The following is a 15,417-nucleotide window of genomic DNA, read 5'->3' as shown; positions in this document are numbered from 1 at the left end:
TCACTACCGGGTCCTCAACACCCGGTCGGGGCCCGGTATTCCGCCACGGGAGTCAGCCGGCCGCCGCCCGCTTCGTCAGCTCCGACCAGACCTTGCGGACCTGCGGCTCCAGTTCCTCCAGCGGTCCGTCGTTGTCGACGATCAGATCGGCGACGGCCCGCCGCTGCTCCCGGGTGGCCTGCGCGGCCATCCGGGCGCGGGCCTCGGGCTCGGTCATGCCGCGGAGCCGTACGAGCCGGTCGAGCTGGGTCTGCGGACCGGCGTCCACGACGACGACGACGTCGTAGAGGGGGGCGAGCCCGTTCTCGGTGAGGAGGGGGACGTCGTGGACGACGACCGAATCGGGGCCCGCAGCCCGCTCCAGCTCGGCGGAGCGGGCGCCGACCAGCGGGTGGACGATCGCGTTGAGGACGGCGAGCCGGTCGGCGTCGGAGAAGACGATCGAGCCGAGCTTGGGCCGGTCGAGAGTGCCGTCGGCGGTGAGGATGCCGGCGCCGAACGCGTCGACAACGGCCGCAAGCCCGGGTGTCCCCGGCTCGACGACCTCACGGGCGATCCGGTCCGCGTCGATCAGGACGGCTCCGTATCCGACGAGCAGCCGTGACACTTCACTCTTGCCGGCGCCGATCCCACCGGTCAGGCCCACTTTCAGCATGCCGGGCAGCCTAGTACGCCGGACGGCCGGTGGGACCGGTCAGATGTCCCCTTCGCGCTCCGCGAGGAACCGCTCGAATTCGAGACCGATCTCGTCGGCCGACGGCAGGTCGACCGGCTCGGCGACCAGATTGCCCCGGGTCTCGGAACCCGCGACCGCGTCGTACTGGTGCTCAAGGCCCTCCACGAGCGAGACGAGCTCCTCGTCGCCCTGGTCGATCTGCCGGTCGATCTCGGTCTGGGTGCGGTGGGCCTCCGTACGCAGCGCGTGGGCGACGGCCGGCAGGACCAGGCCGGTCGCGGCCGTGATCGACTCCAGGGCGGTGAGCGCCGCATCCGGGTAGGCGGAGCGGGCGACGTAGTGCGGCACATGGGCGGCGACACCGAGGACGTCGTGTCCGGCCTCCATGAGCCGGTACTCCACCAGGGCCTCGGCGGAGCCGGGCACCTGCGCCTCCTCGAACGGGCTCCGGTGGCCGGGCATGAGGTCCGTGCGGTTGCCGTGCGGGGTGACGCCGACGGGGCGGGTGTGCGGGACGCCCATCGGGATGCCGTGGAAGTTCACCGCGAGGCGGACGCCGAGGCGCTCGACGATCTGCTCGACGGCGGCGGCGAAGCGCTCCCACTCCACGTCCGGCTCGGGCCCGGAGAGCAGCAGGAAGGGCGCCCCGGTGGCGTCCTGGACGACCCGTACGTCGATCGTCGGCGTCTCGTAGTCTGCCCAGCGGTCGCGCCGGAAGGTCAGCAGCGGGCGCCGTGCGCGGTAGTCGACGAGCCGGTCGTGGTCGAAGCTGGCGACGACCTGGTGCGGCAGCGTTTCGAGCAGGCCGTCGACGATCTGCTCCCCGGTCTCGCCCGCGTCGATGTACCCGTCGAAGTGGTAGAGCATGACCAGGCCGGCCGACTCCTGGGCGAGCGCCATGTCGACGACGGCCAGTCCCTTCGGCTCCCATTCGTACAAACTCTGCGGATCAGGCACGGTTACCGCTCCTCCTCGTGTTCCCTGAGAAGAACGCCCGCCGGGGCACGGGCATTCCCGGACCGTGCCCGTTCACCCGGCGTTTCATGCCCGAAGCCGTGCGGGAACGCGGACGGGCGCGAGGTTCATGTCGGTGAACACCTCGACCGGAACGCCGAGTTCACAGCAACAGGGGTACGCCATGCCCCCGTCCCCCACGGACGCCGAGATGCGCCGGAATCACGGCCGGAACGCGTTACGGGCCGTCAATTGCCTGCGCTGCCGTCGGTTTCCCCCTCCGCTCCGCCGACCGTCCGCGAACAATGGTCCATACCTTGACACCGTCAGAGCCTGTCCCTACCGTCACTGGGCAGCACGTTCAGAGACTCGCCCCACATTCATGTACGAGAACCTCTCGAACTCCTTCGACGGGAAGGCACCCCCCATGCGCACCCGCACGCTGCTCCCCGCCCTGCTGGCCACCGCGCTCGCCACCGGCGGCCCCGCCCTCGCCTCTTCCGCCACCACCGCGGACGCGGCGGCGGTCATCGACGTGAGCACCGCCGCCCAGCTCAAGTCCGCCCTCACCGCCGCCTCCCCCGGCGACACCATCCGGCTCGCCGACGGCACGTACACCGGCAACTTCAAGGCGGCCGTCCCCGGCACGGCCTCCGCCCGGATCACCCTCACCGGTTCCGCCCAGGCCGTCCTCACCGTCGGCGGCGGCTACGGGCTGCATCTCAACGGTGCCTCCTACTGGACCGTCAAGGGCATCACCGTCACCGGCGGCCAGAAGGGCATCGTGGCCGACACCGCCACCGGCGTCGTGATCGATTCCGTGACCGTGCACGACCTGGACATGGAGGGCGTCCACTTCCGCAAGTCCAGCAAGGACGGCGTCATCAAGAACTCGCGGATCTACGACACCGGGCACGACGGCCGCGGCATGGGCGAGGGCGTCTACGTCGGCACCGCGGGCGACCTCTCCGACCGGAGCGACCGGGTCCAGATCCTGAACAACACGATCGGACCGGGAGTGGGCGGCGAGAACGTCGACATCAAGGAAGGCACCACCGGGACGAAGATCACCGGCAACACCTTCGACGGCAGCGGGCTGACCGGCGCCCACTACGACGACTCCTGGGTCGACGTGAAGGGCAACGACGTCCTGGTCGACGGCAACAAGGGCTCCCGTACGACCAACAACGGCTACGAGACCCACACCCAGCAGAGCGGCTGGGGCTGCGGCACCGTCTTCCGCAACAACACCTCGGACCTGTCCGGCTCCACGGGCGACAAGCGGATCGCGATCAACGTCACCAACTACGGCGCAAGCTGCCCGACCACCGTGTACAGCAGCAACACGGTGACCGGCGGCAAGGGGCTGACCAACATCGGCGTCACGCCGTAGCGGCCCGCGCCCGCGGCCGCGAAAACGAGTGAGGCCCGCCCCCCGAAGGGAGCGGGCCTCACTTTCACCTACTGCGATCGATCACCGACCGGAGGGGCAGAGCGTCAGCTCTGGCCGCCCGCCAGCTTCTCGCGCAGGGCAGCCAGGGCCTCGTCCGACGCCAGGGCGCCGGAGTTGTCCGCGGACTCCGAGGAGTACGAGCCGCCACCGCTGCCGCCGGAGGCAGCCGGGGCGCCACCGGCCGGGGCAGCAGCGCCCTCGGCAGCAGCGGCCTCGTCGGCCTCGCGGGACTTGATGACCTGGGCCTGGTGCTGCTCGAAGCGCTGCTGCGCCTCGGCGTACTGCGTCTCCCACGCCTCGCGCTGGGTCTCGTAGCCCTCGAGCCAGTCGTTGGTCTCGGGGTCGAAGCCCTCGGGGTAGATGTAGTTGCCCTGGTCGTCGTAGGACGCGGCCATGCCGTACAGGGTCGGGTCGAACTCGACCGAGGCCGGGTCGGCACCGAAGGACTCGTTGGCCTGCTTCAGCGAGAGGCTGATGCGGCGACGCTCCAGGTCGATGTCGATGACCTTGACGAAGATCTCGTCGTTGACCTGGACGACCTGCTCCGGGATCTCCACGTGGCGCTCGGCCAGCTCGGAGATGTGGACCAGACCCTCGATGCCCTCGTCGACGCGCACGAACGCACCGAACGGAACGAGCTTGGTGACCTTACCGGGAACGACCTGCCCGATCTGGTGCGTACGGGCGAACTGCTGCCACGGGTCTTCCTGCGTCGCCTTGAGCGACAGCGAGACGCGCTCGCGGTCCATGTCGACGTCGAGGACCTCGACGGTGACTTCCTGGCCGACCTCGACAACCTCGGAGGGGTGGTCGATGTGCTTCCAGGACAGCTCGGAGACGTGCACGAGACCGTCGACGCCGCCGAGGTCCACGAACGCACCGAAGTTGACGATCGAGGAAACGACGCCGGAGCGGACCTGGCCCTTCTGCAGGGTCGTGAGGAAGGTCTGGCGGACCTCGCTCTGGGTCTGCTCCAGCCAGGCACGGCGGGACAGGACCACGTTGTTGCGGTTCTTGTCCAGCTCGATGATCTTGGCCTCGAGCTCCTTGCCCACGTAGGGCTGGAGGTCGCGGACACGGCGCATCTCGACGAGGGAGGCCGGCAGGAAGCCACGGAGGCCGATGTCGAGGATGAGACCACCCTTGACGACCTCGATGACGGTACCGGTGACGATGCCGTCCTCTTCCTTGATCTTCTCGATCGTGCCCCAGGCACGCTCGTACTGAGCGCGCTTCTTGGACAGGATGAGGCGGCCTTCCTTGTCCTCCTTCTGGAGAACCAGGGCCTCGATCTCGTCGCCGACCTTGACGACCTCGTTCGGGTCGACGTCGTGCTTGATCGAAAGCTCGCGGGAGGGGATGACGCCTTCGGTCTTGTAACCGATGTCGAGCAGGACCTCGTCCCGGTCGACCTTCACGATGACGCCGTCGACGATGTCGCCGTCGTTGAAGTACTTGATCGTCTCGTCGATCGCGGCGAGGAAGGCTTCCTCGTTACCGATGTCGTTGACCGCTACCTGCGGGGTGGTGGCGGTGGTCTCGGTGCTGCTCGTCATGTGGGAAAGGGCTCCGGTACGGACAGTGAGTCGTAGGTACTGCTACGCCGGGAGCCCGTATCACCTCTGCCGAAGGCCGGACAGCTCGGGAAACACCTGACCCGTCGAACGGGAGGCGCCTCGTGAACCGAGGGGACATACAACAGATGCGAGCGCGGCCTGCTATGTCTGAAGCGCGCAGGCTCGCAGCGCAACTTGTAGCATACGGGCGGAGCCGGGCACGGTCAATGCGCGAAGGCGCACACCCGGGGCGCAACGCGTCATATCCGGCACAATTCGTGTTCTCCGAGGCCACATCGGCCCCAGGAGATAATCCATGGGTACGGAGCCGTACGGACAGGTACCCCTGCTTGCGTACCGCGTGCGGCCGGGTGAAGGCAAACTACAACGGCGGACACGATGAGCCAAGAGATCTACGCGGCCGAACCCGAGGCGACGCGCCGCGGCGCGTCGGAGGCCGAGAGCAGCCGGGCCAGTCGCGGCTGGTGGGACCGGAACGCCGACGAGTACCAGAGCGACCACGGCGCCTTTCTCGGCGACGACCGCTTCGTCTGGGGTCCGGAGGGGCTGGACGAGGCCGAGGCAGGTCTGCTCGGCCCCACCGCGTCGCTGAACGGCCTGGACGTCCTGGAGATCGGCGCGGGCGCCGCGCAGTGCTCGCGCTGGCTCGCCGCCCAGGGGGCGCGTCCGGTGGCCCTCGATCTCTCGCACCGACAGCTCCAACACGCGCTGCGGATCGGCGGCGGGGTCCCCCTGGTGGAGGCGGACGCCGGGGTGCTGCCGTTCCGGGACGGCTCCTTCGACCTGGCGTGCTCCGCCTACGGCGCGGTGCCGTTCGTCGCCGACCCCGTGCAGGTCTTCCGCGAGGTGCACCGGGTGCTGCGCCCCGGGGGCCGCTGGGTCTTCTCGGTGACGCACCCGATCCGCTGGGCGTTCCCGGACGAGCCGGGGCCCGAGGGGCTCTCGGTCGCGGCCTCGTACTTCGACCGCACCCCCTACGTCGAGCAGGACGAACGGGGCGACGCGGTCTACGTCGAGCACCACCGGACGCTGGGCGACCGGGTGCGGGACGTGGTGGCCGGCGGATTCCGGCTGGCCGATCTCGTCGAACCGGAGTGGCCCGCCTGGAACGACCAGGAGTGGGGCGGCTGGTCCCCGCTGCGCGGGAACCTGATCCCGGGCACGGCGATCTTCGTCTGCGTACGGGACTGACGCCGGGGCGGTCCCGGGGTACGGAGGGCGGGTCTGCCCGTACGAGACTGGGGGCGTGATCCGTACCGACGCCCTGGACCAGTTGCCCGTACGCACCGCTGTGCCCGCCCTGGAGCGGGCGCTCGACGACCGCGGTGCCGCGGTGCTGTGCGCGCCGCCCGGCACCGGCAAGACGACCCTCGTACCGCTGGTCCTGGCCGGTCTGGTCGGGGGCGGCCCGGTGCGCCGGGTGGTGGTCGCCGAGCCGCGGCGGATCGCGGCGCGGGCGGCGGCGCGGCGGATGGCGTGGCTCGTCGGGGAGCGGGCCGGCGGGCGGGTGGGCTTCACGGTCCGCGGGGAGCGGGTGGTGGGGCCCGGCACGGTGGTGGAGGTGGTCACCACCGGGGTGCTGCTCCAGCGGCTGCAGCGCGACCAGGAGCTGGCCGGGGTCGACGCGGTGATCATCGACGAGTGCCACGAGCGGCATCTGGACGCGGACACGGTCGCCGCGTTCCTTCTCGATGTGCGCGAGGCGATCCGGCCCGATCTGCGGCTGGTGGCCGCGTCCGCGACGACCGACGCGGAGGGCTGGGCACGGCTGCTGGGCGACGCCCCGGTGGTGGAGGCACGGGGTGTCTCGCATCCGGTGGAGGTGGTCTGGGCGCCGCCCGCCGGTCCGGTGCGGCCGCCGCACGGGATGAGGGTCGATCCGGCGCTGCTGTCGCATGTCGCCTCGACCGTGCGCCGCGCGCTCGCCGAACGGGACGGCGACGTGCTGTGCTTCCTTCCCGGCGTCGGCGAGATCGGGCGCGTGGCGGGGCAGCTGGCGGGGGTGGCCGCCGAGGTGCTCCAGGTGCACGGGCGGGCTCCGGCAGCGGTGCAGGACGCGGTGCTGGCCGGGTCGTCCGAGGGGCGGCGGGTGGTGCTGGCGACCTCGGTGGCGGAGTCGTCCCTGACGGTGCCCGGGGTGCGGGTCGTGGTCGACTCGGGTCTGGCCAGGGAGCCGCGTACCGATCACGCGCGGGGGCTGAGCGCGCTGACGACCGTACGGGCGTCGCAGGCCGCGGGGAGGCAGCGGGCGGGCCGGGCCGGGCGGGAGGCGCCGGGGACGGTGTACCGGTGCTGGGAGCAGGCGGAGGACGGGCGGCTCGCACGGTTCCCGTCTCCGGAGATCAAGGTCGCCGATCTGACGGCGTTCGCGTTGCAGGCGGCCTGCTGGGGCGATCCGGACGCCTCGGGGCTGGCGCTGCTCGATCCGCCGCCCGCGGGTGCGATGGGCGCGGCGCGCGAGGTGCTGACGGCGGTCGGTGCGGTGGACGCGCGGGGGCGGGTCACCGAGCGGGGTGTACGGATGTCCCGGCTGGGCCTGCATCCGCGGCTGGCGCGCGCCCTGCTGGACGGCGCCGCCGAGGTGGGCGGGCGGCGGGCGGCCGAGGTGGTGGCGCTGCTGAGCGAGGAGCCGCCGCGGGAGTACGGCGACGATCTCGCGGTGGCGCTGCGTACCGCCCGGCGGGGCGGGGACGGGTACGCGGCGCGGTGGCGGCAGGAGGTCCGGCGGCTGTCCTCGTCGGTAGCAGGTGAGGGCGGCGGTTCCGGTCCGGACGACGGGGCCGTCGGGCTGGTGGCCGCGCTGGCGTTCCCGGAGCGGGTGGCGCGGGCCCGGGGCGAGGGTGCGTTCCTGATGGCGTCGGGTACGGGTGCGCAGCTGCGGGACGGGTCGGGGCTGCGCAACGCGCCGTGGCTGGCGGTCGCGGTCGCCGACCGGCCCGCCCATGCCGCGTCCGCGCGGGTGCGGCTCGCCGCCGTCGTCGACGAGGACACGGCGCGGACGGCCGCCGGGCATCTGCGCTTCGCGGGCGAGGAGGTCCGTTGGGCCGACGGCGATGTGGTGGCCCGTCGGGTGGAGCGGCTGGGCGCCGTCGAGCTGTCGGTGCGCCCCCTGAGGGAGCCGGCGCCCGAACTGGTGCGCGGGGCGCTCGTCGAGGGGCTGCGGCGCGAGGGGCTCGGACTGCTGCGCTGGACGCGGGACGCCGGGCAGTTGCGGGAGCGGCTCGCCTTTCTGCACCGGGAGCTGGGGGCGCCCTGGCCGGAGGTGTCGGACGGTGCGCTGCTGGACCGTACCGGGCAGTGGCTGGAGCCCGAGTTGTCACGGGCCCGGCGGCGCTCCGATCTCGCGCGGATCGACGCGGGGCAGGCGTTGCGGCGGCTGCTGCCGTGGGCGACCGGTGAGGCGGCGCGGCTGGACGAGCTGGCACCGGAGCGGATCGAGGTGCCGAGCGGCTCCCGTGTCAGGGTGGAGTACGGCGGGGCGCAGCCCGTGCTCGCGGTGAAGCTCCAGGAGCTGTTCGGCCTGCGGGAGACCCCGCGGGTGGCCGGGGTGCCGGTCCTGGTCCATCTCCTCTCCCCCGCCGGCCGCCCCGCGGCGGTCACCGCCGATCTGGCGTCGTTCTGGCGGGACGGCTACCGGGCCGTACGGGCGGAGCTGCGCGGCCGCTATCCGAAGCACCCGTGGCCGGAGGACCCCACGACCGTGGAGGCGACCCGGTTCACGAAGAGGGCCCGGCGGTAGGCATCACGGGTGAAGGAGCGGGGCTGGGGTGCGTGCCTCGCGAGGCGGAGGAATGAGTCGACGCGGAGCGTCGGTGATCGACGGCAACGCCGCGAGGCGCGTGCCCCGGCCCCGCGACGCCGCGAAGCCCGCCGCAACGGGCCCTCTGGGGCGCGGCTCAGGCGGGAGTGGGTTCCGGGTCCGGGGCGGGCGCCGGTGACCTGTGCGGCAGCTCGTTGTCCGGACGCCGGGAGCGGGCCTCCAGCCACAGGGCGAGCGCGAGCAGCCCGGCGCCGAGGACCAGGAAGCCCCAGGGCAGGTACGAGGTGAGCAGCAGGACCAGCAGGCGCTGGGACTTGACCAGAGCGACGATCGAATCGACGTAGTCCGCGCGCATCTTGACGTGCCCGGCGAACACGGTGACGGTGTCCTGGGGCAGGCCCATCGCCTTGGCGTTGCGCAGCTCCTCCTTGTGGATCTCCTCGCCGTTGACGGGCGCTCCGGTGACCGGGTCCACCCAGAACATCCGCTTGGTGGTGTACCAGCGGGTCATGCCCGTCTTCGCGATCTGTTCCGGGGTGACGCCCTTGATGGGCATCTTCTTCGGCATGGGGACCTTGGTCCACGGGATGGTCTGCTCGAAGTAGTAGACGTCCATGCCGTGGAAGGTGCGGGTGCCCCGGTAGTGGATGGGCGAACTGGTGCGGGCCTGGGCGTCGAAGTACTCGTAGTCGCGTTTCTGGGTGAGGAAGGGCCACTTGAACTCGATGCCCTCGCGCCTGACCGGGTCGCCGTCGACCGATTCCCCGGTGGCGTGGACGGGGGCCTGGCTGTGGGCGTCGAAGATGTAGCGCTCGGGGATCTCGGAGACCATCTTGCCGTCCGGCCCGACCACGTAGCTGAGGGCGTCCCAGACGACGACGTCACGGCCGGCGCTGCGCTCGATCTTCTCGGACTCCTCCACGTTGCCCTTGAGGGTCTGCACGATGGTGACCTTGGGGACCCGCTTCACCTTCATGTTGTCGTTGTAGTCGAGGAGGGTGGCGGGCTTCGCCTCCAGCACCGTCTCCTGGTACTGACTGGGCGGGATCTTCGCCAGCCTCGGGAAGGCGTACCAGCGCAGCAGGGGCGACATGGCGGCGAAGAAGACGGCGAAGGCCAGGAGTACGAGGCTGGCTCGGCGGCGCATGGTGGTGCCCTCCCTCAGCTTCTGTTGCTTCTTGCGGCTACTGGTTCTTGGGTCCCGGGACGGTGGTCAGCAGAGGTTTGGGCGAGGTCTCTCCGGGCGGGGCGCCGATCGCGCTGATGGTGAGGACGAGCGCGAGGGCTGCGGCCAGCCCGATGGCGGCGGCGACGAGGGCACGCATGCCGGTCCTCCCGGAGAGCACGGATCTGACGGGTCGTCAGGGTTGGGGCACCGTAGCAACGCGGGCGCGAGATGAGAACACCGGGCGCGAAACGAGAAGACACGCGACAGCCCCTCTGCCGGGTGGCGGCGGAGGGGCTGTCGCGAGGTGCGGCCGGGCGGATCAGGCGGCGGGGGCCTCCGGGGCCTCGATCGTGAGCTCGATGACGACGGTGGCGCCGCCCTCGGTGGTGAGGCGCAGCCTGTAGGTGCCCGTGGTGTCGTCGGCGTAGATCTTCGGGAGCTTCAGGGTGCCGTCGGCGTCGGTCTTGAGGTCCGTGAGGGTACGGACCGTCTTGCCGTGCGCGTCCTTGAAGTACGGGCCCTTGTCGTTCTCGGCCGGCTCGGCGGCGTCGGTGCCGGGGGCGGCGTCGGTGTCGGTGATCATGGTGGCGGTGACGGCGACACCGGCAGCGACGGCGCCCTTGTAGGTCGCCTTGACCTCGGCGGTGTCGGCGAACTCGGCGCCGGGCGCGGCGGTCAGGGCCTTGTCGTCGGTCCTGGCGATCGCGTCGGCCTGTCGGGCGGTGACGGTCGCGCCGTAGGTGACGGCGGGCAGCGAGCGGCCGGTGGCGGTGGCCCGCACCGTGAACCTGCCCGCCTTCTCGCCCGCCTTCAGGACCGGGGCGGTGACCGTGCCGTCGGCTCCGGTGAAGAGGATGACCGCCTTCTTCCCGCCGCTGAAGGCCGCGTCCGTGTCACCGGAGACGGTGAAGGTCACGGACACCTTGGCGAGCGGGCCGCCGAGGCTGTTCTCGGCCCGCACCTTGATCCGCTCGGCGAACGCGGTGCCCGCGGTGGCGGTCAGCGTGCCGGTGCCGGCGTTCTCCACACCCGCGAGGGTCTGGGACGGCGTGGGGGTGGGGGTGGGCTTCGGGCCGGTCGTGCCGCCGCCCGGCTTCGAGGGGTCCGGAGTGGGCTTCGGCTTGGGCTTGGGCTTGGTGGATCCGGACGGCGAAGGGGTGGTGTCCGGGCTGCTGGGGCTTGGGCCCGTGCCGCCGCCGAGGCCGGGCGGGTTCGCGCCGGTGCCGTCGGGGATCTCGTGGGTGCCGCGCTTGTAGTAGTCGAACCAGGAGCGGACCGTACGGAGGTAGGCGTCCGAGTGGTTGTAGCTCAGGACCGCCCGGTCGAGGTCCGCGGCGAGGGACAGATCGCGGGATCCGGCGCAGAGGTAGCGTCCGGCGGCGAGCGCCGCGTCGTAGATGTTGTTGGGGTCCTTGCGGCCGTCGCCGTTGCCGTCCTGGCCCCAGGTGGCCCAGGTGGACGGGATGAACTGCATCGGGCCGACGGCACGGTCGTGCGTCGCGTCCCCGTCGTACACCCCGTTGTCGGTGTCCTTGATCATCGCGAAGCCCCGGCCGTCGAGGACCGGGCCGAGGATCGGGGAGAACGTGGTGCCGTTCGCGTCGACCCGGCCGCCGCGGGCGTGGCCGGACTCGACCTTGCCGATCGCGGCGAGCAGCTGCCACGGCAGCCGGCAGGCGGCGTCGCTGTCGGCGACGGTCTGCTCGGCCTTCTTGTACGCGGCCAGGATCGAAGCCGGAATGCCGGATTCCGCGCTGCCGGTGACGGGCAGGTTCGTGGTGGTTCCCGGCTTGTTGGGCGTGTTCAGCGGGGGCAGGTCCGTGTAGTACGGGGAGTTGCCGGTGGCCACGCCGCTGTCGGGCGAAGGGGCCGTTCCTGCGGACTGCTGGTCGCCGCTGTCACCGACCAGCGGTGTACCGGGGGCTCCCGAGGCGGAGAGCGCCGCCACGGCGACGGCAGCCACAGCGGTGGTGGTCGCCCCCTTGCGAAGTCGGCGACCGAACTGCGCTGCCATACCTCTGGCCTCCCCTTCGACGACGGTCCGCGCTCCCCAGCGCCTGGACTCAGGCGACCCTACGGCAACTCGTGCTGCCGGAACACCGTGCACTGACCGGTTCTCACCTGTTTTTCACGTTCTCGACAGCAAGTTGTACAGCGGTTGTCCGGCAAGCGACAGCGGCTCGCCCATACTTGCGGCCATGCCGTTCACACTCAGTCATGCCGCCGCCGTGCTGCCGGGGCTGCGGCGGAACGGAACGGCGCGCGGCCCGCTCCTCGCCACCGCCCTCGTCGCGGGCTCGTTCGCCCCCGACATGACGTACTACGCGGACACCGCGATCCCGGGCGCCATGGAGTTCGGGCAGGTGACCCACTCGGTGGGGGGCGTGTTCACGGTCGATGTGCTGATCACCGGGGCCCTGGTGGCACTGTGGCTGCTGCTGCGCGAACCGCTGGTGGCACTGTTGCCGAGGGCCTGGCAGGGACGGGTGCACGCGTTCGTCCGAGGGCGGCTCCACGCATCCGGCCCGGCAGCGTGGAGGGTCCGGGACGGTGGGTGGTTCGTACTGTCGGCGGTCATCGGGGCCGCCACCCATGTCGTCTGGGACGCCTTCACCCATCACGACCGGTGGGGCGTGCGACTGGTGCCGGTGCTGGACGGGAGCGTCGGCGGGTATCCCGTGTTCCAGTTGGTGCAGTACGGCAGTTCGGCGGTGGCCCTGGCCCTGCTCACCTGGTTCACGGCGTCGGGGCTGCGGCGGACGGGGGCGTGCCCGGCCCCGCCGTCCGTGCCGGTGCTGGGCCGTCGGGGACGGTGGGCGGCGGGGGCGCTGCTGGGCGTCTGCGTCCTGCTCGGCACCATCCACCGGTGCGCACGCTGGTACGCGCACTTCGGGCACATCGACACCCCGCTGGACATCATCCCGACCGCCTGCTTCGGCGCCGGGGCGGGGCTGGCGGTGGGCCTGGTGCTGTACGGGGCGTGGATGCGGCTGCGGCGGCCGCACCCTCCCGTGCACGCGGCCGCCGAACGGGCCTAGGGTCTTTCGTCCGGATCACCCCGGGCCCGTCCGACGCCGCCGCGTCGGTGCGCCGCGTCAGTGCGCCGCGGACTCCCAGTCCGTACCGACACCGACCGAGACGTCCAGCGGGGCACGCAACTGCACGGCCGTGGACATCTCGTGGCGCAGGATCTCCTCCACCTGCGCGCGCTCGCCCTCCGCGATCTCCAGCACGATTTCGTCGTGGACCTGGAGCAGCATCCGGGACTTCAGCTTCGCCTCGGTCAACGCCCGGTCGACATGGAGCATGGCGACCTTGACGATGTCCGCCGCCGTGCCCTGGATCGGTGCGTTGAGCGCCATCCGCTCGGCCATCTCGCGGCGCTGGCGGTTGTCGCTGTTGAGGTCGGGGAGGTAGCGGCGGCGGCCGAAGACCGTCTCCGTGTAACCGGTGGCCCTGGCTTCCTCCACCACGCGGTGCAGATAGTCGCGCACTCCGCCGAACCGCTCGAAGTAGGTGTCCATCAGGCCGCGTGCCTCACCCGCCTCGATGTTCAGCTGCTGGGAGAGGCCGAACGCGGAGAGCCCGTACGCGAGTCCGTAGCTCATGGCCTTGATCTTGCGGCGCATCTCCGGGTCGACGGCGGACTTGCCGACGCCGAAGACCTGCGAGGCGACCGTGGTGTGCAGGTCCTCCCCGGAGGTGAACGCCTCGATGAGGCCGGCGTCCTCGGAGAGGTGGGCCATCACCCGCAGTTCGATCTGGCTGTAGTCGGCCGTCATCAGCGTCTCGAAACCCTCACCGACGACGAAGCCCCGGCGGATGGCCCGGCCCTCGTCCGTACGGACCGGGATGTTCTGCAGATTGGGGTCGGTGGAGGAGAGCCGGCCGGTCGCCGCCACCGTCTGGTTGAACGTGGTGTGGATACGGCCGTCGGCCGCGACCGTCTTGATCAGGCCCTCGACCGTGACCCGCAGCTTCGCCTGTTCGCGGTGGCGCAGCATGATGACCGGCAGCTCGTGCTCGGTCTGCGCGGCGAGCCAGGCCAGGGCGTCGGCGTCCGTCGTGTAACCGGTCTTCGTCTTCTTCGTCTTGGGCAGGCCCAGCTCGCCGAAGAGGACTTCCTGGAGCTGCTTGGGCGAACCGAGGTTGAACTCGTGGCCGACCGCGGCGTGGGCCTCCTTCACCGCCTGCTGCACCGCACCGGCGAACTGCTGCTCCATGCCTTCCAGATGGGCCCGGTCCGCGGCGATGCCGTGCCGCTCCAGACGGGCCAGCAGCGCGGACGTCGGCAGCTCCATGTCGTGCAGCAGCCCGGCCGCGCCGACCTCCGCCAGCCTGGTGGTGAACGCGTCACCCAGATCCAGGACCGCGCGGGCCTGTGCCATCAGGGCGTCGGCCTCGGCCCGGTCGTCCGCGCCGAAGGCCAGCTGCCCGTCCGACGCCGCCGCGGGGGCCAGCTCCCGGCCCAGATACTCCACCGCCAGCGCGTCCAGCGCGAAGGAACGGCGGCCCGGCTTGACCAGATAGGCGGCCAGCGCGGTGTCCATCGTGACGCCGTCGACCTGCCAGCCGTGCTCCGGGAAGACCCGCATGGCGCTCTTCGCGTTGTGCATGACCTTCGGCCGCCGCGCGTCGGCGATCCAGGCGGCGAACGCCCGCTCGTCGCCCTCGTCGAGCTCCGCGGGGTCGAACCAGGCCGCCGCCCCGCCGGCCGCGGCGAGCGCGACCTCGGTGACCGTGCCCGCGCCGAGAGACCAGGTGTCGACGGTGACGACCCCGAGCGGCTGCCCGCCGTGCTCGGCGAGCCAGGGCGCCAGCCCGCCCGCCTCCAGCACCGCGCCGTCCAGTTCGACGCCCGCGGCGGGTGCCGGGGCCTCCTCCTCGGCCGCGCCCGGGTCGACGGCCAGCAGCCGCTCGCGCAGGCTCGGGTTGCGGATCTCCAGGACGTCCAGCACGCCCGTCACCGCGGTGCGGTCGTACGGCGCGCGCTCCAGCTCCTGCGGGGTCTTCGGCAGCTCCACGTCGCGGACCATCTCGGTCAGCCTGCGGTTCAGCCGCACCGCGTCCAGGTGGTCCCGGAAATTCTGCCCGGCCTTGCCCTTGACCTCCTCGGCGCGCTCCACCAGCTCGTCGAACGAACCGAACTGGTTGATCCACTTCGCGGCGGTCTTCTCGCCGACGCCGGGAATGCCCGGAAGGTTGTCCGACGGGTCACCGCGCAGCGCCGCGAAGTCCGGGTACTGCCGCGGCGTGAGCCCGTACTTCTCCTCGACCTTCGCCGGGGTGAAGCGCGTCAGCTCCGAGACGCCCTTCGTCGGATACAGCACGGTGACATCGTCCGTGATCAGCTGGAACGAATCCCGGTCACCGGTGACGATCAGCACCTCGAAACCGGCCGCCTCGGCCTGCGTGGCCAGCGTGGCGATGACATCGTCCGCCTCGAAACCGTCGATCGCGAAACGGTCGGCGTGCATCGCGTCGAGCAGCTCGCCGATCAGCTCCACCTGGCCCCGGAACTCGTCCGGGGTCTTCGACCGGTTCGCCTTGTACTCGGGGAACTCCTCCGACCGCCAGGTCTTGCGCGAGACGTCGAACGCCACCGCGAAATGCGTCGGCGCCTCGTCACGCAGCGTGTTCGCCAGCATCGAGGCGAAGCCGTACACCGCGTTCGTCGGCTGGCCCGACCCTGTCGTGAAATTCTCCGCAGGCAGCGCAAAGAACGCCCGGTACGCCAGGGAGTGCCCGTCCATCAGGAGCAGGCGCGGTCGGTTGTCTGCCGTCTTCTTCGATGCCGTCTCAGCCACGCCCCCGATCCTGCCACGGACC

The 15,417-nt window shown here is 71.5% G+C and carries 11 protein-coding genes; 4 read left to right on the top strand and 7 right to left on the bottom strand.

Annotated features, from left to right (window positions below; translation table 11 throughout):
- Positions 1 to 52: 52 nt before the first annotated feature.
- Together coaE and ACFVT1_RS21275 are read right to left on the bottom strand one after the other, a co-directional pair.
- Complete coding sequence (gene coaE / locus ACFVT1_RS21280) at positions 53 to 655, bottom strand: dephospho-CoA kinase (protein ID WP_389797611.1); 603 nt, start codon at positions 653 to 655, stop codon at positions 53 to 55.
- A gap of 39 nt (positions 656 to 694) precedes the next feature.
- Positions 695 to 1,633, bottom strand: coding sequence for a PAC2 family protein (locus ACFVT1_RS21275; protein WP_362206714.1), 939 nt, complete (start codon positions 1,631 to 1,633; stop codon positions 695 to 697).
- A 424-nt stretch (positions 1,634 to 2,057) separates the two neighbouring features.
- Here ACFVT1_RS21275 and ACFVT1_RS21270 point away from each other — a divergent pair, with 424 nt between their 5' ends.
- Positions 2,058 to 3,023, top strand: coding sequence for a right-handed parallel beta-helix repeat-containing protein (locus ACFVT1_RS21270; protein ID WP_389797609.1), 966 nt, complete (start codon positions 2,058 to 2,060; stop codon positions 3,021 to 3,023).
- Between the two features lie 104 nt (positions 3,024 to 3,127).
- On the opposite strand, the gene rpsA is transcribed toward ACFVT1_RS21270, so the two are convergent.
- A complete protein-coding gene (gene rpsA, locus ACFVT1_RS21265; protein ID WP_072483117.1) occupies positions 3,128 to 4,639 on the bottom strand; it encodes a 30S ribosomal protein S1 in 1,512 nt (503 codons plus the stop codon).
- Between the two features lie 399 nt (positions 4,640 to 5,038).
- On the opposite strand from rpsA, the gene ACFVT1_RS21260 reads away from it, so the two are divergent.
- Both ACFVT1_RS21260 and hrpB read left to right on the top strand, forming a co-directional pair.
- Positions 5,039 to 5,851 carry a class I SAM-dependent methyltransferase gene (locus ACFVT1_RS21260; RefSeq protein WP_389797606.1) on the top strand — a complete coding sequence of 271 codons (813 nt, stop codon included), beginning with the start codon at positions 5,039 to 5,041 and terminating at the stop codon, positions 5,849 to 5,851.
- A gap of 55 nt (positions 5,852 to 5,906) precedes the next feature.
- The gene (hrpB, locus tag ACFVT1_RS21255; protein WP_389797603.1) at positions 5,907 to 8,399 is read left to right on the top strand and encodes an ATP-dependent helicase HrpB; all 2,493 of its coding nucleotides are present in this window, start codon (positions 5,907 to 5,909) and stop codon (positions 8,397 to 8,399) included.
- Between the two features lie 157 nt (positions 8,400 to 8,556).
- Here the strand turns inward: hrpB and ACFVT1_RS21250 are convergent, their stop codons facing one another.
- The 3 genes from ACFVT1_RS21250 to ACFVT1_RS21240 all read right to left on the bottom strand — a co-directional run bounded on the left by ACFVT1_RS21250 (position 8,557) and on the right by ACFVT1_RS21240 (position 11,602).
- Entirely contained in the window at positions 8,557 to 9,567 is a 1,011-nt protein-coding gene (locus tag ACFVT1_RS21250) for a DUF3068 domain-containing protein (protein ID WP_389797600.1), read from the bottom strand.
- A 37-nt stretch (positions 9,568 to 9,604) separates the two neighbouring features.
- Entirely contained in the window at positions 9,605 to 9,745 is a 141-nt protein-coding gene (locus tag ACFVT1_RS21245) for an SPW_0924 family protein (RefSeq protein WP_389797598.1), read from the bottom strand.
- Between the two features lie 162 nt (positions 9,746 to 9,907).
- Positions 9,908 to 11,602: a lytic transglycosylase domain-containing protein gene (locus ACFVT1_RS21240; RefSeq protein WP_389797596.1), complete on the bottom strand. Its 1,695-nt coding sequence runs from the start codon at positions 11,600 to 11,602 to the stop codon at positions 9,908 to 9,910.
- A gap of 184 nt (positions 11,603 to 11,786) precedes the next feature.
- Here ACFVT1_RS21240 and ACFVT1_RS21235 point away from each other — a divergent pair, with 184 nt between their 5' ends.
- On the top strand, positions 11,787 to 12,626 hold the full coding sequence (locus tag ACFVT1_RS21235) for a DUF4184 family protein (RefSeq protein ID WP_389797594.1): 840 nt from the start codon (positions 11,787 to 11,789) through the stop codon (positions 12,624 to 12,626).
- A gap of 57 nt (positions 12,627 to 12,683) precedes the next feature.
- Here the strand turns inward: ACFVT1_RS21235 and polA are convergent, their stop codons facing one another.
- Positions 12,684 to 15,395: a DNA polymerase I gene (gene polA, locus ACFVT1_RS21230; RefSeq protein ID WP_389797591.1), complete on the bottom strand. Its 2,712-nt coding sequence runs from the start codon at positions 15,393 to 15,395 to the stop codon at positions 12,684 to 12,686.
- Positions 15,396 to 15,417: the final 22 nt, after the last annotated feature.

It is taken from the genome of Streptomyces sp. NPDC057963, from assembly GCF_042887155.1.
Classification (GTDB): domain Bacteria; phylum Actinomycetota; class Actinomycetes; order Streptomycetales; family Streptomycetaceae; genus Streptomyces.
The sequence above is the reverse complement of the archived record's forward strand: the minus strand, read 5'-3'. Positions and strand labels throughout refer to the sequence as shown.

Coding starts and splice junctions, on each gene's coding strand:
- coaE (WP_389797611.1), bottom strand. CDS start 655: ATGCTGAAAGTGGGCCTGACCGGTGGGATCGGCGCCGGCAAGAGTGAA.
- ACFVT1_RS21270 (WP_389797609.1), top strand. CDS start 2,058: ATGCGCACCCGCACGCTGCTCCCCGCCCTGCTGGCCACCGCGCTCGCC.
- rpsA (WP_072483117.1), bottom strand. CDS start 4,639: ATGACGAGCAGCACCGAGACCACCGCCACCACCCCGCAGGTAGCGGTC.
- ACFVT1_RS21260 (WP_389797606.1), top strand. CDS start 5,039: ATGAGCCAAGAGATCTACGCGGCCGAACCCGAGGCGACGCGCCGCGGC.
- ACFVT1_RS21250 (WP_389797600.1), bottom strand. CDS start 9,567: ATGCGCCGCCGAGCCAGCCTCGTACTCCTGGCCTTCGCCGTCTTCTTC.
- ACFVT1_RS21245 (WP_389797598.1), bottom strand. CDS start 9,745: ATGCGTGCCCTCGTCGCCGCCGCCATCGGGCTGGCCGCAGCCCTCGCG.
- ACFVT1_RS21240 (WP_389797596.1), bottom strand. CDS start 11,602: ATGGCAGCGCAGTTCGGTCGCCGACTTCGCAAGGGGGCGACCACCACC.
- ACFVT1_RS21235 (WP_389797594.1), top strand. CDS start 11,787: ATGCCGTTCACACTCAGTCATGCCGCCGCCGTGCTGCCGGGGCTGCGG.